15 protein-coding genes are annotated in these 18,799 nt (G+C 70.6%); 8 read left to right on the top strand and 7 right to left on the bottom strand.

Features of this window, described 5'->3' with window-relative positions; genetic code table 11:
- Nucleotides 1-48 precede the first annotated feature (48 nt).
- Genes AAID08_RS12170 through AAID08_RS12150 form a run of 5 tightly spaced genes read right to left on the bottom strand, consistent with a single transcriptional unit; the run spans nucleotide 49 to nucleotide 5,635 of the window.
- A complete protein-coding gene (locus AAID08_RS12170; protein ID WP_054502771.1) occupies nucleotides 49-759 on the bottom strand; it encodes an ABC transporter ATP-binding protein in 711 nt (236 codons plus the stop codon).
- Entirely contained in the window at nucleotides 756-2,657 is a 1,902-nt protein-coding gene (locus tag AAID08_RS12165) for an ATP-binding cassette domain-containing protein (protein WP_395757682.1), read from the bottom strand. The genes AAID08_RS12170 and AAID08_RS12165 overlap by 4 nt, the downstream gene beginning before the upstream one ends.
- Nucleotides 2,650-3,483 (bottom strand): branched-chain amino acid ABC transporter permease, encoded by an 834-nt coding sequence (locus AAID08_RS12160; protein WP_054416553.1) that lies wholly within the window; start codon nucleotides 3,481-3,483, stop codon nucleotides 2,650-2,652. Before AAID08_RS12160 ends, AAID08_RS12165 begins: the two co-directional genes overlap by 8 nt.
- Before the next feature lie 55 nt (nucleotides 3,484-3,538).
- The gene (locus tag AAID08_RS12155; RefSeq protein WP_054502774.1) at nucleotides 3,539-4,705 is read right to left on the bottom strand and encodes a substrate-binding protein; all 1,167 of its coding nucleotides are present in this window, start codon (nucleotides 4,703-4,705) and stop codon (nucleotides 3,539-3,541) included.
- Between the two features lie 39 nt (nucleotides 4,706-4,744).
- Entirely contained in the window at nucleotides 4,745-5,635 is an 891-nt protein-coding gene (locus AAID08_RS12150; protein ID WP_116792273.1) for a nitrilase family protein, read from the bottom strand.
- A gap of 264 nt (nucleotides 5,636-5,899) precedes the next feature.
- Here AAID08_RS12150 and AAID08_RS12145 point away from each other — a divergent pair, with 264 nt between their 5' ends.
- From AAID08_RS12145 to AAID08_RS12135, 3 genes are all read left to right on the top strand, one after another.
- A complete protein-coding gene (locus AAID08_RS12145) occupies nucleotides 5,900-6,328 on the top strand; it encodes a VOC family protein (RefSeq protein WP_054502776.1) in 429 nt (142 codons plus the stop codon).
- Nucleotides 6,329-6,378: 50 nt separating this feature from the next.
- On the top strand, nucleotides 6,379-7,824 hold the full coding sequence (locus AAID08_RS12140; protein WP_395757681.1) for an MFS transporter: 1,446 nt from the start codon (nucleotides 6,379-6,381) through the stop codon (nucleotides 7,822-7,824).
- A 100-nt stretch (nucleotides 7,825-7,924) separates the two neighbouring features.
- Nucleotides 7,925-9,100, top strand: a complete 1,176-nt coding sequence (locus AAID08_RS12135; protein WP_054502778.1) for a low temperature requirement protein A — start codon at nucleotides 7,925-7,927, stop codon at nucleotides 9,098-9,100.
- A 36-nt stretch (nucleotides 9,101-9,136) separates the two neighbouring features.
- Here AAID08_RS12135 and AAID08_RS12130 read toward each other — a convergent pair whose 3' ends face one another.
- Entirely contained in the window at nucleotides 9,137-10,057 is a 921-nt protein-coding gene (locus tag AAID08_RS12130; protein WP_395757680.1) for a helix-turn-helix transcriptional regulator, read from the bottom strand.
- 211 nt (nucleotides 10,058-10,268) lie between these two features.
- On the opposite strand from AAID08_RS12130, the gene AAID08_RS12125 reads away from it, so the two are divergent.
- From AAID08_RS12125 to AAID08_RS12115, 3 genes are read left to right on the top strand one after another with little or no spacing between them, the layout of a single operon-like run.
- Nucleotides 10,269-12,332 (top strand): TonB-dependent receptor, encoded by a 2,064-nt coding sequence (locus tag AAID08_RS12125; protein WP_395757679.1) that lies wholly within the window; start codon nucleotides 10,269-10,271, stop codon nucleotides 12,330-12,332.
- Between the two features lie 22 nt (nucleotides 12,333-12,354).
- The gene (locus AAID08_RS12120; protein WP_144658119.1) at nucleotides 12,355-13,377 is read left to right on the top strand and encodes a class I SAM-dependent methyltransferase; all 1,023 of its coding nucleotides are present in this window, start codon (nucleotides 12,355-12,357) and stop codon (nucleotides 13,375-13,377) included.
- Nucleotides 13,374-14,675 carry an MFS transporter gene (locus AAID08_RS12115; RefSeq protein ID WP_395757678.1) on the top strand — a complete coding sequence of 434 codons (1,302 nt, stop codon included), beginning with the start codon at nucleotides 13,374-13,376 and terminating at the stop codon, nucleotides 14,673-14,675. The genes AAID08_RS12120 and AAID08_RS12115 overlap by 4 nt, the downstream gene beginning before the upstream one ends.
- A 20-nt stretch (nucleotides 14,676-14,695) precedes the next feature.
- Here the strand turns inward: AAID08_RS12115 and AAID08_RS12110 are convergent, their stop codons facing one another.
- The gene (locus AAID08_RS12110; RefSeq protein WP_175167435.1) at nucleotides 14,696-15,535 is read right to left on the bottom strand and encodes an IclR family transcriptional regulator; all 840 of its coding nucleotides are present in this window, start codon (nucleotides 15,533-15,535) and stop codon (nucleotides 14,696-14,698) included.
- A 205-nt stretch (nucleotides 15,536-15,740) separates the two neighbouring features.
- Here AAID08_RS12110 and AAID08_RS12105 point away from each other — a divergent pair, with 205 nt between their 5' ends.
- Nucleotides 15,741-17,393 carry a GMC family oxidoreductase gene (locus AAID08_RS12105; RefSeq protein WP_064524493.1) on the top strand — a complete coding sequence of 551 codons (1,653 nt, stop codon included), beginning with the start codon at nucleotides 15,741-15,743 and terminating at the stop codon, nucleotides 17,391-17,393.
- 68 nt (nucleotides 17,394-17,461) lie between these two features.
- Complete coding sequence (locus tag AAID08_RS12100) at nucleotides 17,462-18,796, top strand: MFS transporter (RefSeq protein WP_395757677.1); 1,335 nt, start codon at nucleotides 17,462-17,464, stop codon at nucleotides 18,794-18,796.
- Nucleotides 18,797-18,799: the final 3 nt, after the last annotated feature.

Raw genomic sequence — 18,799 nt, 5'->3', positions numbered from 1 at the left:
CTTCCTTCTGCAAGATCGTGGCCGGCGCGCCGCGGGCGCCGGGACGGTTCATACCTTCAAGTGGTCCATGATATGGCCGGCGGCCCCGGGCGCGCCAGCCTCGCCCTGGTCGACGATGGCGCCCTGCTTGAGCACCAGGTAGCGGTCGGCCACGTCCAGCGCAAAGGCCACGTTCTGTTCGACGATGAACATGGAGGTGCCGCGCCGCTCGCGTTCCCAGTTGAGCGCCCGGCCGAGCCGCTCGATCACCGAAGGCTGCAGGCCTTCGGTGATCTCGTCCAGCAGCAACAGGGCCGGCCGCTGCATCAGGCCGCGCGCCACCAGCAGCATCTTCTGCTCGCCGCCCGACAGCGTGCCGGCATGCTGGCGCAGGCGGCTGGCGAAGACCGGGAACAAGTCGGCGATTTCACCGAAGCGTTCGTCGAACAGGCGGTCGTTGGCCAGGCCCAGGCGCAGGTTGTCGCGGATGTTCAGGTCGGGGAACAGCGGCTGGTCCTGGGCCGCGTAGGCGACGCCGCGGCGCGCGACTTCGTGCGGCCGCAGGCGGGTGGCGTCGACGCCGCCCAGGCTGACGGTGCCGCGCAGCTTGGGCAGGTAGCCCATGACCGTCTTGAGCAGCGTGCTCTTGCCCATGCCATTCTTGCCCAGCAGCGCCACGCAGGCGCCGCCGGCCACCGACAGCGAGATGTCGTTCAGCACCACGGCGCCTTTGTAGCCGCTGGCGACGTTTTCCAGGCGCAAGGCCGGGGCGGCGTTCATGGTTGGGCTCCTTCGGGCGGGATGGACGGGGTTGCGGATTGGGCGCCTTGCTGCGCGGGTGGCTCAGTGGCTTGCCGACTAGCTTGCCGGGTGGCTTGCGCGGTCTTGTTCGCGGCCGGCGCATTGCCGGCGTAGATGGTGCGCACCAGTTCGGATTCGGCCGCTTCGCGGAAGCTGCCGTCCATGACGATGCGGCCCTGGTGCAGCACGATGATGCGGGTGGCCACCTCGGCCACGAAGTCCAGGTCGTGCTCGACCAGCAGGCAGCACAGGCCGTGGGTATGGGCCAGGGCCGACAGCACCTGGCCGATGCGGGCGCGTTCGTCCTTGCTGAGACCCGCGGTGGGTTCGTCCAGCAGCACCACGCGCGGCTCCAGCGCCAGCACCATGGCCAGTTCCAGCGCCTGCTGCTGGCCATGCGACAGGTCGCGCGCCACGCGGTCGAGTTGCTGGTCCAGGCCGGTCATGCGCAGCACCTCCAGCGCGTAGGCCGGCAGCGCCAAGACGGGCGCGCGGCGTCGCCATGACGGGCGCTCGCGCAGCGTGGTGGCGATGCGCAGGCTTTCGGCCACGGTCAGCGTGTCGAAGATGTTGGCGTTCTGGAACTTGCGCCCCAGGCCGTAACGCACGCACTGCTCCGGCCCGTCGCGCCTGACGGCGTGGCCGCAGAGTTCGACCGTGCCCTCGCTGCGCTCGGCGCCGTCGGCGATGCAGCGCATCAGCGTGGTCTTGCCGGCGCCGTTGGGACCGATCAGGCCCAGCAGCTCGCCGCCGCGCGCCCGCAGGTCGATACCTTCCAGCACCTTGAGGCTGCCGAAGCGCTTGGCCACGCCGGCCAGGCCCAGGCCGCTTTCGGCGGCGGCCTGGGCCGGCGCGCGCGCCACCAATTCCGGCACCGGCGCCGGCCGCCGGCGGCGCCACGGCGCCAGCAGTAACGGCAGCAGCCCGCGCGGCAGCAGCAGGATCACCAGGATGAAGGTCACGCCCAGCACCAATTGGTACAGGAACGGCATGTTGCCGCTGAGGTACGAGCCGGCCACGTTGATCAGCACGGCGCCCAGGACCGGCCCCCAGACCGTGCCGCGTCCGCCCAGCGCCACCCAGATGATGAGTTCGGTGCCGAACACGAAGCCGGTCAGTTCCGGCGCGACCACGCCGCTGAAGGCGCCGTAGCCGAAGCCCGCCAGGCTGGCGACCGCGCCGCACACCACCAGCAGCGCGATGCGCCAGTGCGCGGTGTTCAGCCCCAGGTAGCTGCAGCGGCCCTCGTTGTCGCGCAGCGCGGCCAGGATGCGGCCGCCGTCGCTGCGCACCGCGACCCAGGCCAGCAGCGCCACGATCGACAGGCCGCCGGCGGCGATGACGTACCAGGCCTCCAGCGACAGGTCGAAGGTGTCGTAGCCGGTCAGGCCGGACGACGAACCGGTGTAGGTGCCGCCCGACAGCGCCACCTGGGTCAGCACGATGGGCAATACCAGCGAGATCACGGTGGCGAAGAACGGCGAGGCGCCGCGATAGAACGACAGCCAGCCGGTGGCCAGCGCCAGCAGCGCCGCCGCGCCCACCGCCACCAGCGCGGCCGCGAGCGCGATGCCGGGCGAGAAGCCGTAATGGGTGAAGGCCAGCCCGGCCGCGTAGGCGCCGACCCCGAAGAAGGCCGACTGGCCGAAGGTCAGGTAGCCGGTGTAGCCCCACAGGATATCGACCGTGACCGCCGCCACGGCGAAGAACAGCGCCTTGATCAGCACGTTCAGCAGGTAGGTGTCGAACAGCCAGGGGCCGGCCACGGTCAGCGCCAGGCAGGCGATGGCCAGCCACAGCAGGTCGCGCCCGCGGGCGGCGCGGCGCGGGTCGGCGCGGGTCGCCAGCGCCGGTTGCGCAAGGGACGAATCAGTCATGGGCGAATCCTTTGGGACGCAGGCGCAGGGTCAGGGCCGCCAGCACCGCGATGGTGACGCCGCCCAGGATCGGGCTGATGAACACGCCCACCAGCACCTGGCAGGCGCCGTAGACCAGGCAGGTCAGGAGCAGCGCGGTGATCGAGTTGCCCGACACCATCACCAGCATGAAGGCGCTGACCAGCCACGGCAGCCCCATGTTCGGGTCGACGCTGGACAGCGGCGTGATGAGCGCGCCGGCCAGCGCGCCCAGCCCCGCGCCCAGCGCGAAGGTGGTGAAGCGGATGCGTTCGGCGTTGATGCCCAGGCCGCGTGCCAGGTCCTCGTTCATGATGACGGCGCGGGTCCGCACGCCAAAGCGCGTGCCGTTCAGCAGCAGCGTCAGCGCCACGTACAGCAGCAGCGCGCCCGGCACCAGGAACAGCCGATAGGCCGAGTATTCGGTGCCCAGGAACGGCACCGCGCCCTGGATCGGCGCATCGGCGAACTGCACCTCGCGGCCGAAGGCCATGGTGATGAGTTGGCCGATCACGATGCCCAGGCCCCAGGTCGCCAGGATGGCGTCCAGCGGCCGCTTGTACAGCGGCTGCACGATCAGGCGCTCGACCAGCATGCCCACCAGCACCCCCGCCGCCAGCGCGCACGGCAGCGCCAGCCACGGGTCCAGCCCCAGCCGCGTCACCACCAGGGCGGCGTAGCTGCCCAGTGTGATGATGGCGCCGTGGGCGAAATTGACGATCTTCATCACGCCGAAAATGATCATCAGCCCGGCCGTCACGATGAACAGCATGGCGGCCGTGCTCAGGATGTCCAGCATCAAACCCATTGTGTTCTCCTGCGCCGCCGGCGGACCGGCGGCGCGCAGGGTGTGGCTTACCGCGTTACTTCAGGTCGGGGCACTGCGCGCCCGGATCGACCTGGTCGAAGGTCTGCAGGATCTTGATGGAGCCGTCCGGCTGCACCTGGCCCAGCCGCATGGTCAGCGCGGCGTGGCGCTGGCGGTCCATCTTGACCGGGCCGCGCGGGCCGTCGAACGACACTTCGCTCAGCGCCTGCACCACCTTCTGCGGATCGAGGCTGCCGGCCTTCTCGACCGCCGCCTTGTACAGGAAGAAGGCTTCGTACTGCGGGCCCGAGAACTCGTTGGCGGTCTTGGCGTCGGCGCCGAACTTGGCCTTCAGGCCGTCGAGGAACTTGCGGTTCTGCGGCGTATCGATGCTGGTCAGGTACGAGGCCGACAGGTACATGCCGACCGCCGTGTCGCCCATGGTCTTGGCGGTGGCTTCGTCGATCGCCAGGTTGCCGTAGGGCATGGTCAGGCCGGCCGCCTTGACCTGCTTGGCCAGGCTGACGTTGGGTCCGCCGCCGGCGGTGGAGCTGATCAGCGCGTCCGGGTTGGCAGAGCGGATCTTCGAGACCACCGGCGTCCAGTCGGAGCCGTCGATGGGCAGGTATTCCTCGCCCACCACGCGCCCGCCCTGCTTCTCGATGTATTCGCGGGTGAACTTGAGCATGCCGCGGCCGAAGGCGTAGTCGCTGCCGACCAGGAAGAAGGTCTTGGCGCCGCGTTCCTTCATGAAGTGGTCCACCACCGGCGCCACCTGCTGCTCGGGCACCCAGCCGTTGACGTGCATCCAGCGGTTGCACGAGCGGCCTTCGTAGAACGAGGTGTAGATGTACGGCACCTTGCCGCGCGAGACGATGGGCAGCGCGGCGTTGCGCGCCGCGCTGGTTTCCATGGCGATGATGGCGTCCACCTTCTTCTGGAACACCAGCGTGTCGTAGGCCTTCTGCGCGCCGACCGCGCCCGAGGCGTCGTCGGCGATCTCCAGCACCACCTGGCGGCCGAGGATGCCGCCGGCGGCGTTGATTTCATCGGCGGCCAGTTGCGAGGCCTGCACCACGCCGGGCGCGACCACGCTGTTGGCGCCGGACAGGCCGACCGGCACGCCGATGCGCAAAGGGTCGGCCGCGTGCGCGCCCGCCGCGCCGGTCAGCGCGGCAATGAAGGAAAGTCGGATGAGGAAGCTGCAAGTGGGTTTTTTCATGGGGATTTCTCCTTGGGGGCCGGTTGTCCGCCGTTGTAGTCAACGCTGCCGCGGCGCCTCGGCGGCGCCCAGCAGTTCGTCGTAAAGGTCGCGGCGCCGATCGCGCAGCACGTGGTTGAAGTCGTTCAATTGCCGCGCGCGGCGCGAGGCGGCCAGGTCCACCGGCGCCACCAGCACCTCTTCGCGGTCGTGGCTGGCGGGGCCGGCCACGGTCCAGCCCTGCGAGCCGACGATCAGGCTGCGGCCGACGAAGGGCTGGCCGCGCTCGACGCCGACCCGGTCGGCGCACACCAGCGTCAGGCCGTTGCTGTGGGCGCCGGCCGCCGCCAGCGCGTGCGCCATGGCCGGGCCGTCGGGCGTCTGCCCGGGCATCGGCACCCAGTTGGTCGGCACCGCGACGATGTCGGCGCCGCGCAGCGCCAGCAGGCGGTAGACCTCGGGGAACCAGCCGTCGTAGCAGATCGCCACGCCCAGCCGGCCGAATTCGGTATGGAACACCGGCAGGCCCAGGTCGCCCGGCTCGAAGAACAGGTTCTCGTCGCCCCACAGGTGCAGCTTGCGGTAGGTGCCCAGGTAGCCGTCGGGGCCGGCGATGATGGCGGCGTTGTACAGCCGGCCGCCGCTGCGCTCGGCGATGCCGGCCACCAGGTAGATGCCCAGGCGTTGCGCCAGCGCGATCCAGGCCTGCGAGCTGGGGCCGTCGGGCACGCTTTCGGCCAGGGCGTGGGCCTCCTGGCGGCTGGCGAACACGTAGCCGGTGTTGGCCAGCTCGGGCAGCACCACCAGCCGCGCGCCCTGCGCGGCGGCCTGCTCGACCAGTTCGATGGAACGGGCCACGTTGGCGGCGACCTCGCCCATGACGGGGGCCGTCTGCACACTGGCCACGTGGATCGCGGACGCGGCGGCGTCCGGCGGCGGTGATACTTGCATGCGATCTCCCTGCAACGTTTCGGAAAACAAAAAAGCCCCCGACCACGCATCGCGTGTGAGTCGGGGGCTTCTATAGCCAGACGAAGGTTCGGGCAGCAATCATTGCTGCGGGGCACTGCCGCACCAAGCCGTGCCGGTGCGTGCGGATCAGTCCTGATCCTGTGGCGAATCATAGGGATGGGCGCGGACTGGCGGCAATAAGAGGTTTCCCGGACGGCGCCATGGGTGCGAGAATCAGGGTCGGCCATCAAGGAGGAACCCGCCATGCCCCAACTTTCCGCCTACCTCAGTTTCGACGGCAACTGCGCCGAGGCCATGCGTTTCTACGAGCGCGTGCTGGGCGGCCGCGTCGAGGCCATGGTGCGCTACGCGGATGCGCCCGCCGATGCCGCCATGCCGGCGCTGTCGACCGAAGAATCCGAACGCATCATGTACGCCCGCCTGGCGCTGGACGAACAGGTGCTGATGGCCAGCGACGCCACCGCCGGCCATCCCTACCCCGGCAAGCAGGGCATGGCGCTGTCACTGGCCTACCCCACGGTCTCGGACGCGCAACGCGTGTTCGATCTGTTGGCAGAGGGCGGCAGCGTTACCATGCCGCTCCAGAAAACCTTCTGGGCCGAAGCCTATGGCGCGCTGATTGATCGCTACGACACGCGGTGGATGGTCAGCGGCGGGCGGCTCAGCCACTGACACCCCCACTGACAACCGAATCCGCCACCAGCGGATGGAGCGAGACATCCATGACGCATGGCATACAGGGCAGGCAACGTTGGTGGGCACTGATGGTGCTGTGCCTGGGCGTATTGATGATCGTGCTGGACACCACCATCGTCAATGTTGCCCTGCCCTCGATCCGCGAAGACCTGCATTTCACCGAAACCTCGCTGGTGTGGGTGGTGAACGCCTACATGCTGACCTTCGGCGGCTTCCTGCTGCTGGGCGGGCGGCTGGGCGACCTGCTCGGCCACCGGCGCATGTTCCTGGCGGGCCTGGTGCTGTTCACGGTGGCCTCGCTGGCCTGTGGGCTGGCGCGGGGCCAGGGCCTGCTGATCGCCGCGCGCGCCGCGCAGGGGCTGGGCGGCGCGGTGGTGTCGGCGGTGTCGTTGTCGCTCATCATGAATCTCTTCACCGAGGCCGGCGAGCGCGCCCGCGCCATGGGCGTGTACGGCTTCGTCTGTGCCGGCGGCGGCAGCCTGGGCGTGCTGCTGGGCGGGCTGCTGACCAGCAAGCTGTCGTGGCACTGGATCTTCCTGGTCAACATTCCGATCGGCGTGGCCGTCTACGCGCTGTGCCTGCGGCTGTTGCCGGCGGCGCGCGGCGCGGCCGGCGGCGGCCGGCTCGACGTGGCCGGCGCGCTGGCGGTCACCGCATCGCTGATGCTGGCGGTGTATGCGGTGGTCAACGGCAACGAGGCCGGCTGGACCTCGGCGCAGTCGCTCGGCCTGCTGGGCGCGGCCGCGCTGCTGATGGCGCTGTTCCTGGCGATCGAGGCGCGCGTGGCCGAGCCGCTGATGCCGCTGGCGCTGTTCCGCCTGCGCAACGTGGCCACCGCCAACGTGGTCGGCGTGCTGTGGGCCGCGGGCATGTTCGCGTGGTTCTTCGTGTCGGCGCTGTACATGCAGTTGGTGCTGGGCTACGACGCCATGCAGGTGGGGCTGGCGTTCCTGCCGGCCAACCTGATCATGGCGGCGTTCTCGCTGGGGCTGTCGGCCAAGCTGGTGATGCGCTTTGGCATCCGCGGGCCGCTGGCCACCGGGCTGCTGATGGCGGCGCTGGGGCTGGCGCTGTTCGCGCGCGCCCCGGTCGACGGCCACTTCGCGGCGGACGTGCTGCCCGGCATGCTGCTGCTGGGCCTGGGCGCGGGCATCGCCTTCAACCCGATGCTGCTGGCCGCCATGAGCGACGTCGAGCCGAGCCAGTCGGGCCTGGCGTCCGGCGTGGTCAACACCGCCTTCATGATGGGCGGCGCGCTGGGGCTGGCGGTGCTGGCCAGCCTGGCCGCGGCGCGCACGGCCGCGCTGGCCGGCGCCGGCGCGGCCCCGGTGGCGGCGCTGGCGGGCGGCTATCGCGTGACCTTCCTGGCGGGCGCGGTGATCGCGGCCGTGGCGGCGGCGCTGGCCGCCGCGCTGGTGCGCTCGCGCAACCGCGAGCTGGGCGGACACGGCGACGCGCCGGCCGGCCACTGAGGCGTCGCGGGCGCGCCACGTCTTTTGAATTCTTTACGATTGGACGGCAAGGCCGGGAGTAATCTGGCGACGCCCCCTCCACCGGACAGGAAGCGCCGCCATGCCATTTCTCGCCAGCGCCCATCTGCTGCGTCACCGCGACGGCCATGAGGCCCGTGTCACCTTCGTCGAGCTGTTCTTCGACCTGGTCTACGTCTTCGCGGTCACTCAACTATCCCACAGCCTGCTGCACGACCTGACCCTGATGGGCGCGGTGCACACGCTGGTGCTGTGGTTCGCGGTGTGGCTGGGCTGGCAATACACCTGCTGGGTCACCAACTGGTTCGATCCCGACGCGCTACCGATGCGGCTGATGCTGTTCGGCGTGATGCTGCTAGGACTGGTGGCCGCCGCCGTGCTGCCCGGCGCCTTCGGCGAAAACGGGCTGATCTTCGCGATCTGCTACGTGCTGATCCAGGTGGGCCGCACGCTGTTCGTGGTGCTGCACCTGGGGCCGTCACATCCGCTGGCGCCGAATTTCCGCCGCATGCTGGGCTGGCTGTGCATTTCGGCGGTGTTCTGGATCGCCGGCGGATTGGCCTCGGGTGATACGCGGCTGGCGTTGTGGATCGTGGCGGTGGCCTGCGAGTATTTTTCGCCCATGGCCGGCTTCTGGCTGCCCGGCCTGGGCCGCTCCAGCACCCGCGAATGGACCATCGAGGGCGGCCACCTGGCCGAGCGCTGCCAGTTGTTCGTGATCGTGGCGCTGGGCGAGACGCTGCTGATCACCGGCGCCACGCTGGGCGAGCATCCGCACTGGGACATCCCCACCCTGATCGCGCTGCTGGCCGCGTTCCTGGGCACGGCGGCGATGTGGTGGGTGTATTTCGACACCAGCAGCAAGGACGGCAGCGAGGCCATCGCGCACCACGCCGATCCGGGCCGGGTCGGGGCCTACTTCCATTACGTGCACGTGATCCTGATCGCGGGCGTGATCGTCTCGGCAGTGGCTAACGAACTGGTCATCCTGCACCCGGACGGCCGCATCGTCACGGCGGCGGCGGCCGCGCTGCTCGGCGGCCCGGCGTTGTACCTGCTGGGCAACGGCATCTACAAGACAGTGGTGTATGGCCGCTTCCCGCTGTCACATGTGGTGGGCCTCGCGCTGCTGGCCATCCTGGCGCCGATCGCGTTCGTCACCGACAACCTGATGGTGGGCGGCCTGACGACGTTGATCATGATGCTGGTGGCCGGGTGGGAAAGCGTGTCGCGGCGGCGGATGCGGGTGGCGCACTAGAGCGGCCAGGGGCCAACGGCATCGTTGCGCGCCGCATCAACGCCGCTTGCCGAACACCGACTTCGGCGCGCGGCCATGGAAGCGGGTAAACGCAGCGCTGAAATTGGCCGGGTGGCGGTAGCCGACCCGGTACGCCGCCTGCGCCACCTGGCAGCCGGTCTCCAGCAACTCCCAGGCGCGGCGCATGCGCATCTCGGTCAGCAGCCGCATCGGGCTGTTGCCGTACAGCGCCCGAAAGCCCTGCTTGAGCTTGAATTCATTCAAGCCGGTCGCCAGGCACAGGTATTGCACCGTCAGTTCGCGATCCATCTGTTCGCGCATCAGCGCATGGGCCCGCTCCAGCCGGGCAATGTCGGCCTGGCTGAACCGGCCCGCCGCTGGCGCCGGCGCCAACGCGCGCAACTGGCGTGACAACAGGGTCAATGCCTTGATGTGGATGTCCAGCGGGTCGCTGGCCCGCGCCAGTTCGGCCGCGACGGCGGCCAGGTCGGCGCTGGTGCGGCCCTGCGCCAGCCGCCGCAGGCCGCCGGCGCCGAACAGCGCTTCGGCCTGGGCATGGCCGGCGTAGCGGCGCAGCGCCGCCTCGCCCACCAGCAGGCGCAGTTGCGAGACGGTACTGCCGCCCAGGTAGCGGCGCTCGCCCAGGTGACGGCGGAAGGCGGTTACCGTGGTCTGGCCTCCGCGGAAATCCAGCTCGGCGCCGTCCGCGCCGCGATAGGCCGAGACGCCGCCCAGGGCCAGCGTGATGACCAGCGTGCGCCCGCCATGCGCGGCGGCATTCTCCTCGATCAGGTCGTGCACGGGTGTGTATTGCGAATGCACCAGGGCCAGGCCCTCGCCCAGGTCCAGGCGGTCGGCCACGCACTCGCCCAGATCCGCCGGCAGCGCCAGCCGCGACCAGCCGGGACGGACGGCCGGACCGGGTTGGGCGAGCGTGGCGGAGATGCGCAGGGACATGGTTTCGACGGGAGGTGACGGGTGGCGGGACGGAACCGGGATGGCGCCGGGACGGGTGCCTGAAATCGGCTCAGGCGCGGCTGCGCCGGCATGCATACGAATCCATCCGGTTCGCATATGAATGCTAATGATAGGCGTTCGCATAAAGAAATACCATCTTCGGGACGGCGCCGCGCGTTCGGCCGCCGTGACTGCTTGCACAGGAATCCCGATGAATCGCCCTCTTCCCCACCCCCGCGCCGCCTGGGTTGTGCTGTGGCTTTGCGCCACGCCCGCCGCGCTGGCGCAGCCCGCCGTGCCTTCGGCGGCGCCCGCCTCCCCGCACTCTTCCGCGCCTTCCGCCGCGTCAACGCCGGTTGCCGCCGCCGCGCAACTGCCCGCCATCACCGTCACCGCCGACAAGCAGGAACGCGCCCTCGAATCGCTGCCCGGCAGCCTGTCGGTGTTCGACGGCGACATGCTCGAAAGCCAGGGCGTCGTCGACCTGGAGGGCCTGCAGCGCATCACGCCCGGCCTGTCGTTCCAGCCGTTCGGCCAGGCCGGCGTCAATGCGGCCGTGATGCGCGGTCTGTCGGCCAATTTCTTTTCGTTCTCGACCTCGACCCTGCTGGTGGTGGACGGCGTGCCCACGCTGATGGCGCAGGGCTTCGACGACCAGTTGCTGGACATCGACCGCGTCGAAGTGCTGCGCGGCCCGCAATCGGCGCTCTATGGCCGCAACGCGGAAGCCGGCGTCATCAACGTCCATACCCGCCAGCCGGGCGACAGCCTGCGCGGCAGCGTCTCGACCACCGTGGGCAGCCGCGACCTGCGCATGCTGCGCTTCGACCTGAGCGGGCCGATCATCGACGACGCGCTCTACGCCAGCGTGGCCGGCGCCTGGCGCGGCCAGGACGGCTTCATCGACAACACCTACACGGGCCGGCGCGAGGACGACCGCGAACTGCGCAACGGCAAGCTGGCGCTGCGCTGGACGCCGTCGGCGCGCACCGACGCCACCTTGCGCTATGCGCAGGTCAACTACCGCGACGGCGCCGCGCTGTGGGGCTCGCCCACGGCCTCGCGCGCCACCGTGGCGTCCGGCACGCCGAGCTGGAACCGGTCCATCGGCCGCAGCGCGTCGCTGTCGCTGCGCCACGACCTGGACGACGGCCTGCGCCTGACGTCGGTGACGGCCTGGAACGATCTGCGCGACCGCGTGCAGCAGGACACCGATTTCCAGCCCGCCGACCTGCTGCACATCGCCCGCGACCACCATTTCCGCAATCTGTCGCAGGAGCTACGGCTGGAGGGCGCGCTCGGCCGCGCCCACTGGCTCGTGGGGCTGTACGCCGACGGCGACGACCATGACCTGCGCAACACCCAGAAGATGCCGCGCGGCCTGACCGAAAGCGTGGTGCGGCTGCGCGGCCAGTCCGGCGCCGCCTTCACCCACTGGAGCGTGCCGCTGGCCGAGCGCTGGGCCCTGGAGGCCGGCGCCCGCGTCGAACGCGACGCCGTGCGCTTCACGCCGCAAGGCGACAGCGCGCGCCGCGCCGACTGGACCCGCGTCACGCCCAAGCTGGCGCTGCAATACGCCTTCGCGCCACGCCAGCAGGTCTATGCCTCGGTCGCGGATGGCTTTCGCGCCGGCGGCTACAACGTGTTTTCGCCAGCGGCGGACTACGCCGCCTACCAGCCGGAAACGCTGCGCGCGTACGAGATCGGCGCCAAGGGCTGGCTGCCCGGCAACCGCCTGCGCTACGCCGCCGCCTTCTACGTGATGACGGTCGACAACATGCAGGTGCAGCAGATGCCGCTGCCGGGCCTGGTGTACGTCACCAACGCCGCGTCGGCGCGTTCGATCGGGGCGGAATTCGAGCTCGAATACCTGCTGGGCCAGGGCTGGTCCTTGCAGACCGGATTGGGCCTGAACCGCACCCGCTTCAGCCACTTCCGCGACGGCGCCAACGACTACAGCGGCAACCAGAACCCGTTCGCGCCGCGCCTGAACGGCCACCTGACCGCGCGCTACGACGCGCCGGCCGGCTGGTACGCGCAGGCCTCGCTCAGCGGCACCGGCCCGGTCTACCTGGACGCCGCCAACCGCTACCGCCGCAACGGCTACGCGCTGGTCAACCTGGCCGCCGGCGTCACCGTTCGACAGGTGGAAATCGCCGCCTACGTCAACAACCTCGCCAACCGCCGCTACGACGCGGTGGGCTACCAGAACGGCATCGTCACCGTCTACAGCCCGCCGCGCGAAGTTGGCCTGCGCCTGACCTGGCGCCTTTGATCGTCAACACAAGGAACCCGCCATGCCGACTTCCCCCCTGCCCCTGCAACGCTATTGGGACCTGGCCGCCGCGCCGGTCGAAACCGCCGCGCTCGACGCCGCCCTGGAACTGGACCTGTTCGCGCACCTGGTCGCGCCGGCCAGCGCCGCGCACGTCGCGCAGGCGCTGGCGCTGCGCCCCGCCGCCGCCGAGCACCTGCTGGACCTGCTGTGGAGCCTGCGCCTGCTGCACCGCATCGCCGGCGAGCCGCCGCTCTACCGCTGCGGGGTCACCGCGCGCGACCACTTCGTGGCGGGACGGCCCCACTACTGCGGCGACGCCTGGCGCTACCGGCGCCGCGCGCTGGCGCAGTCCGGCGAGCAGTTGATGCAACGGTTGCGCCAGGATCCCGCCGCAACACCCGCCGCCCCGTCCGAGGCCGGCGCCTGGGCCAACGCGGCGCGCGTGCAGATCGGCCAGGAGCAACGCGCCCTGGCCGTGGCGGCGGCGCGCGAGGCGGTCGCCTGCGTGCCCGGCGCCGACGCGGCGCGCCGCATCCTCGACCTGGGCGGCGGTCCGGGCCTCATCGGCATCGCGCTGGTGCAGGACCGCCCGCAGGCCAGCGGCGTGGTGTTCGACTGGCCCGAGACCGCCGCCGTGGCGCGCGAGAACATCGCCGCCGCCGGGCTGGCGGCGCGCATGGTGGCGGTGGGCGGCGACCTGGCCACGGCCGATATCGGCGCCGGCTACGACCTGATCTGGTGCTCGTCGGTGCTGCATTTCGTGCCCGACGCCGCCGCCACGATCCGCAAGATGCACGACGCCCTAGCACCGGGCGGGCTGCTGGTGATGGCGCATGCCGAGGTCCCGGACGACGCCGACGCCGCCGCGCGCGTGTTGCGCTATTACCTGCCGATGCTGCTGCTGGGGCGGCGCGTGACGCGCCAGGGCCAGTTGGCGCAAGCGCTGCGCGCCGCCGGCTTCGCCGACGTGCGCGGCTTCGATTCCGACCGCTTTCCGCTGGCGCCGCTGCATGTGCTGTCGGCGCGCCGGACCGCGCCATGACGCCGCGCCTGCGCCACGGCCTGGCCCAGGCCCTGTTCGGCTGGCTCAACCTGGCGCTGACCGCGCCGGGCGTCTATCTGTGGCTGGGGCTGCCGCTGGTGCTGCGCCAGCACGGCTGGTCCGGCACCGCCCTGGGCCTGTTCCAACTGGCCAGCCTGCCGACCGTGTTCAAGTTCCTGCTGGCGATGCCGCTGGACCGGCGCGGCGCGGGCCAGTGCGGCTACCGGCGCTGGACGGTGGCGCTGCTGCTGGCCTACGCCGCCGTGCTGCTGGCGCTGGGCTGGCGCGACCTGCTGAATGACGGCGTCACGCTGTTCGCGCTGGCGGCCGCCGCCGCGCTCGCCGGCACCTGGGCCGACGTGCCCGTCAACGCGCTGGCGATCCGCGTGCTGCCTGCGGCCGGCCGCGCCTCGGCGGGCGGCATCCGCTCGATGGCGCTGTGCCTGGGCGCCATCGCCGGCGGCGGCCTGATGCTGCTGGCGCAGGCGCGCTGGGGCTGGCAGGCGCCGTTCCTGATCATGGCGGGCGCGCTGGCGCTGGCCGCGGCGCTGACCTTGCTGCTGCGGGAGAGCATGGATGCCGGGCGAGCCGACGACGGCGCGATTGCCTCGCGCGACGAACACCTCGACACGAACGACGCGGCGACACTGGATGACACCAAGGGGCAACCCCGCTCGCCCCCGCAAGCCGCCGACACCACCTCGACCACGCGCCACGCCATCGCTTACCTGCGCCTGCCCGCCAGCCGCCGCTGGCTGCCGCTGCTGGCCCTGCTGTTCCCCTTCATCGGCGCCGGCTGGTTCTATCTGAAGCCGCTGCTGCTGGACCAGGGGCTGGCGCCGCAACGCGTGGCCTGGCTGGTCGGCGTCGCGGGCGGCGCGGTGGGCGCCGTGGCCAGCATCGCGGGCGCGCGGCTGCTCAAGCGCCTGGGCGCGGGCCGCGCGGTGCGGCTGCATGCCGGCGCCGGGGCCGCCGCGTTGCTGGCGTTGACGCTGGCAATCGGCCTGAACGCGACGCCGGCCGTGCTGGCGGCCTGCGCCATGATGGTGGCCGCGGCCATGGGCGCCACCGCCGCCCTGGCGTTCGGCCTGATGATGTCGCATGCCAGGCCGGGCCTGCAGGCGCTGGACTACGGCATCCAGTCCAGCGTGTTCGCACTGACGCGCATCGCCGCGCCGCTGGCGGCCGGGATCCTGCTCGACATGGCCGGACCGGTCGCGATGCTGGCGGCGCTGACGACAGGCGCGGCGGCGGTGCTGGCGCTGGCTTGGCGGCGGGCGGCCGCGCTGCCGGGCTAGGGGTTCGCGGCGCGGCGCCCTCAACCGCCCGGCCGGTGCCCCGCCAGCACCGCGCTCATGGACTGCGCCGCGCCCTGCAAGACCGGCACCGCGCGCAGCAGGTCGTCGAGCATCAGCCGCGCGGTGGGCGCATGGCACGCCACCGCCGCCACCACGCGGTCCTGCGCGTCGCGCACCGGCACCGCCACCGCGCTCATGCCGCGCACGAACTCCTCGTTGTCGATGCCGATGCCGCGCGCGGCCAACCGTTCCAGTTCGTCTTCCAGCCGCGCCGGATCGGTCAGCGTGCGCGGCGTGTTGCGCGTCAGCGGCAGGCGCGCCAGCACCCGGCCGCGTTCGAGCCGGTTCATCGACGCCAGGAACAGCTTGCCGCTGGCGGTGCAATGCATCGGCACGTGGCTGCCGACCGCGAAGAACAGGCGCAGCGGTTCGGTGGTCTCGACCCGCTCCATGTAGATCACCTGGTCGCCGTCGGGCGCGGTGAGATTGCAGGTTTCACCCAGCTTGCCGACCAGTTGCGCCAGCACCGCGCGGCAGGCGCGCGTGAAGGCCGAGGCGTGCAGCGTCGCCAGCGCCAGCGCGGTGGCCTGCGGCCCCGGCACGAAGCCGTTTTCAGTGGGCGTGGCGGCGACAAAACCGGCGCGCTGCATGGCCGCCAGCAAACGCATCAGGGTGGACTTGGGCATGTCCAGGCGCTGCGCCAGTTGCGCCAGCGTGGGCGGATGCTGGGCGCGGGCCAGGTAGTCCAGCACCAGCAGCGCGCGCAGCGAACGCGCGGCATCCTGCGGCTCGTCGGCGTCGTGCCTCCGCGCCGATGCTGCACTGCGATTTTGAAACCGAAGATCCATGTTCTGTGCCATTTCGCCGTTCCCGCGCTTGCCGCGCTTTCTTTCCCGTGGCGGCTTCCTAGAATCGCCACAGATACGGAACCTTTGCGCGTCGCCGCGCCCCCCTCGCATCAGGCCAGTATATAAGTGCGCGGCGATGCGGCAAGCAGGGTAAACGCGCCGTCCGGACGAGGGACTCCCCGCGTCACGGCACGGCCAGGCCAAGGAGGAAGCAGACATGTCCGATGCCGTGGACTACATCGTGGTGGGGGCCGGTTCCGCCGGCTGCGTGCTGGCGAACCGCTTGAGCGCCAATGGCCAGCACAGCGTGTGCCTGCTGGAGGCGGGACCGCCGGACCGCTCGCCGTGGATCCACATCCCCATCGGCTACGGCAAGACCATGTTCCACAAGGTGCTGAACTGGGGCTACTACACCGAGCCCGACCCCAACATGCTGGACCGCCGCATCTACTGGCCGCGCGGCCGCACGCTGGGCGGTTCCAGCGCCATCAACGGCCTGATCTACATCCGCGGCCAGCGCCAGGACTACGATGCCTGGGTCGCCGCCGGCAACCCGGGCTGGAGCTGGGAGGAATGCCTGCCCTACTTCCGCAAGCTCGAGAACAACGACCTCGGCCCGGGCGCCACGCGCGGCACCGAAGGCCCCCTGAACGCCACCTCCATCAAGACGCCGCACCCGCTGGTCGAAGGCCTGATCGGCGCGGCGCGCGCGCTCGGCCTGCCACACGTGACCGACTTCAACAACGGCGACCAGGAAGGAGTGGGCTACTACCAGCTCACCACCCGCAATGGCCGCCGTTGCTCCACCGCGGTGGCCTATCTGCGCCCGGCACGCGGCCGCGCCAACCTGCGTGTCGAGACCGGCGCGCACACGATGGCGGTGCTGTTCGAGGGCAGCCGCGCCTGCGGCGTGCGCTACCGCCAGGACGGCCAGGTGCGCACGCTGCGCGCCCGCCGCGAGGTGATCCTGTGCGCCGGCGCGCTGCAATCGCCGCAACTGCTGCAACTGTCGGGCGTAGGGCCGGCCGCGTTGCTGCGCCGCTTCGGTATCGGCGTGGTGCGCGACCTGCCCGGCGTGGGCGAGAACCTGCAGGACCACCTGCAGATCCGCCTCATCTACGAGACGCGCCGCCCCATCACCACCAACGACCAACTGCGCACGCTGCACGGCCGCGCCGCGATGGGGCTGCAATGGCTGCTGTTCCGCGGCGGGCCGCTGGCGGTGGGCATCAACCAGGGCGGCCTGTTCTGCCGCGTCGATCCGGCCAGCGCCACGCCCGACACCCAGTTCCATTTCGCCACGCTGTCGGCCGACATGGCCGGCGGCAAGGTGCATCCGTTCTCGGGCTGCACCTATTCGGTGTGTCAACTGCGGCCGTCCTCGCGCGGCACGGTGCGGTTGCGCAGCGCCGATCCATTCGAGGCGCCCGCCATGCAGCCCAACTACCTGTCCACCGAGCTGGACCGGCGCATGACGGTGGCGGCGGTCAAGTACGCGCGCCGGCTGGCCGCCACCGAACCGCTGGCCGGCCTGATGAAGCGCGAATTCCGGCCCGGGCCCGAGGTGCGGAGCGACGACGAGATCCTGCACTTCTGCCGCGAGTACGGCGCAACCATCTTCCACCCCTCAGGCACCGCGAAAATGGGGCCGCGCGAGGACCCCATGGCCGTGGTCGACGAGCGCCTGCGGGTGCACGGCGTGAGCGGACTGCGGGTGGTGGATTGCTCCATCATGCCGACGCTGGTCTCGGGCAACACCAACGTGCCGGTGGTGATGCTGGCCGAGCGCGCGGCCGACTTCATCCTGCAGGACCTGCACGCGGCGCGGCCGCGCGCGCAGGCGCAACCGGCATTGCAACAGGCGGCATGACATGAGCTGACCGCAACCCGCGGAGCGGCGCCGCAGAGCGCCGCCCGCTTCCACCAAAGGAGACAGGCATGGCCAAGCAGAACGAAACCGCGGTGAGAAAAGTCGTCGCCGCGTCGCTGATCGGCGCCACCATCGAGTGGTACGACTTCTTCCTGTACGGCGTAGTCGCCGGCATCGTGTTCAACAAGCTGTACTTCCCCACCGGCGACCCGCTCATCTCGACCATGCTGGCCTACACCACCTTTGCGGTGGGCTTCATCACCCGGCCGCTGGGCGGGCTGGTGTTCGGGCATTTCGGCGACCGCATCGGCCGAAAGAGCATGCTGGTGGTGACGCTGATGATCATGGGCGTGTCGACCTTCCTGATCGGCCTGGTGCCCACCTATGAGAGCATCGGCCTCTGGGCGCCGATCCTGCTGCTGCTGTTGCGCGTGTTCCAGGGCATCGGCCTGGGCGGCGAATGGGGCGGCGCGGTGCTGATGGCCTACGAATACGCCCCGCCCGACAAGAAGGGCTTCTATGCCTCGCTGCCGCAGATCGGCCTGGCGATCGGCCTGTGCCTGGCGTCCGGCACGGTGGCGCTGCTGTCGACGCTGCTGACCGACGCGCAGTTCATGGCCTGGGGCTGGCGCCTGGCGTTCCTGGCCTCGGCGGCGATGGTGGCGGTCGGCATGTACATCCGCCTGAACATCAAGGAAACGCCCGAGTTCACCGCGGTCAAGCGTGAGAACGCCGAAAGCCGCATTCCGTTCATGGACATGATCCGCCGCTATCCCGGCAACGTCGCCAAGGGCATGGGCGCGCGCTACATCGACGGCGTGTTCTTCAACGTTTTCGGCGTGTTCTCAATCTCGTACCTGACCCAGACATTGCAGATCACGCGCACGGAGGCGCTGACCGGGGTGATGGCGGCGGCGCTGGTGATGTGCTTCACCATCCCCTACTTCGGCCGGCTGTCCGACCGCATCGGGCGCACGCGGGTGTATTTCTGGGGCTCGCTGGTCACGGCGGTGGCCGCCTTCCCCGGCTTCTGGCTGATGCTCAACAGCCAGGGCAGCGTGATGCTGGTGTGGCTGGCCATCATCATTCCGTTCGGCATCTTCTACGCCGCCGTCTACGGGCCCGAGGCCGCGCTGTTCTGCGAGCTGTTCGACGCCAAGGTGCGCTACACCGGCATCTCGTTCGTCTACCAGTTCTCGGGCATCTTCGCCTCGGGCATCACGCCCATCATCGCCACCGCGCTGCTCAAGACCGGCAATGGCCAGCCGTGGCTGATCTGCCTGTACGTGCTGTTCTCGGGCGTGGTGTCGGCGTTGTGCGCCTGGCTGATCGGGCGCGGCGGGCGCACCGCGGCGCAGGACGGGCTGGCCCCGCCGGCCAGCGCGACCCTGCGCAAGGCCTAACCG

Origin of the sequence: Achromobacter sp. EB05 (genome assembly GCF_044232075.1) — a bacterium.
GTDB lineage: Bacteria > Pseudomonadota > Gammaproteobacteria > Burkholderiales > Burkholderiaceae_B > Achromobacter > Achromobacter dolens.
The sequence above is the reverse complement of the archived record's forward strand: the minus strand, read 5'-3'. Positions and strand labels throughout refer to the sequence as shown.

Bases quoted from the DNA above. Each gene is read 5' to 3' on its own strand.
- AAID08_RS12120 (WP_144658119.1), top strand. From the start codon at position 12,355: ATGCCGACTTCCCCCCTGCCCCTGCAACGCTATTGGGACCTGGCCGCC.
- AAID08_RS12115 (WP_395757678.1), top strand. From the start codon at position 13,374: ATGACGCCGCGCCTGCGCCACGGCCTGGCCCAGGCCCTGTTCGGCTGG.
- AAID08_RS12150 (WP_116792273.1), bottom strand. From the start codon at position 5,635: ATGCAAGTATCACCGCCGCCGGACGCCGCCGCGTCCGCGATCCACGTG.
- AAID08_RS12110 (WP_175167435.1), bottom strand. From the start codon at position 15,535: ATGGCACAGAACATGGATCTTCGGTTTCAAAATCGCAGTGCAGCATCG.
- AAID08_RS12135 (WP_054502778.1), top strand. From the start codon at position 7,925: ATGCCATTTCTCGCCAGCGCCCATCTGCTGCGTCACCGCGACGGCCAT.
- AAID08_RS12145 (WP_054502776.1), top strand. From the start codon at position 5,900: ATGCCCCAACTTTCCGCCTACCTCAGTTTCGACGGCAACTGCGCCGAG.
- AAID08_RS12170 (WP_054502771.1), bottom strand. From the start codon at position 759: ATGAACGCCGCCCCGGCCTTGCGCCTGGAAAACGTCGCCAGCGGCTAC.
- AAID08_RS12160 (WP_054416553.1), bottom strand. From the start codon at position 3,483: ATGGGTTTGATGCTGGACATCCTGAGCACGGCCGCCATGCTGTTCATC.
- AAID08_RS12125 (WP_395757679.1), top strand. From the start codon at position 10,269: ATGAATCGCCCTCTTCCCCACCCCCGCGCCGCCTGGGTTGTGCTGTGG.
- AAID08_RS12155 (WP_054502774.1), bottom strand. From the start codon at position 4,705: ATGAAAAAACCCACTTGCAGCTTCCTCATCCGACTTTCCTTCATTGCC.
- AAID08_RS12105 (WP_064524493.1), top strand. From the start codon at position 15,741: ATGTCCGATGCCGTGGACTACATCGTGGTGGGGGCCGGTTCCGCCGGC.
- AAID08_RS12140 (WP_395757681.1), top strand. From the start codon at position 6,379: ATGACGCATGGCATACAGGGCAGGCAACGTTGGTGGGCACTGATGGTG.
- AAID08_RS12130 (WP_395757680.1), bottom strand. From the start codon at position 10,057: ATGTCCCTGCGCATCTCCGCCACGCTCGCCCAACCCGGTCCGGCCGTC.
- AAID08_RS12165 (WP_395757682.1), bottom strand. From the start codon at position 2,657: ATGACTGATTCGTCCCTTGCGCAACCGGCGCTGGCGACCCGCGCCGAC.
- AAID08_RS12100 (WP_395757677.1), top strand. From the start codon at position 17,462: ATGGCCAAGCAGAACGAAACCGCGGTGAGAAAAGTCGTCGCCGCGTCG.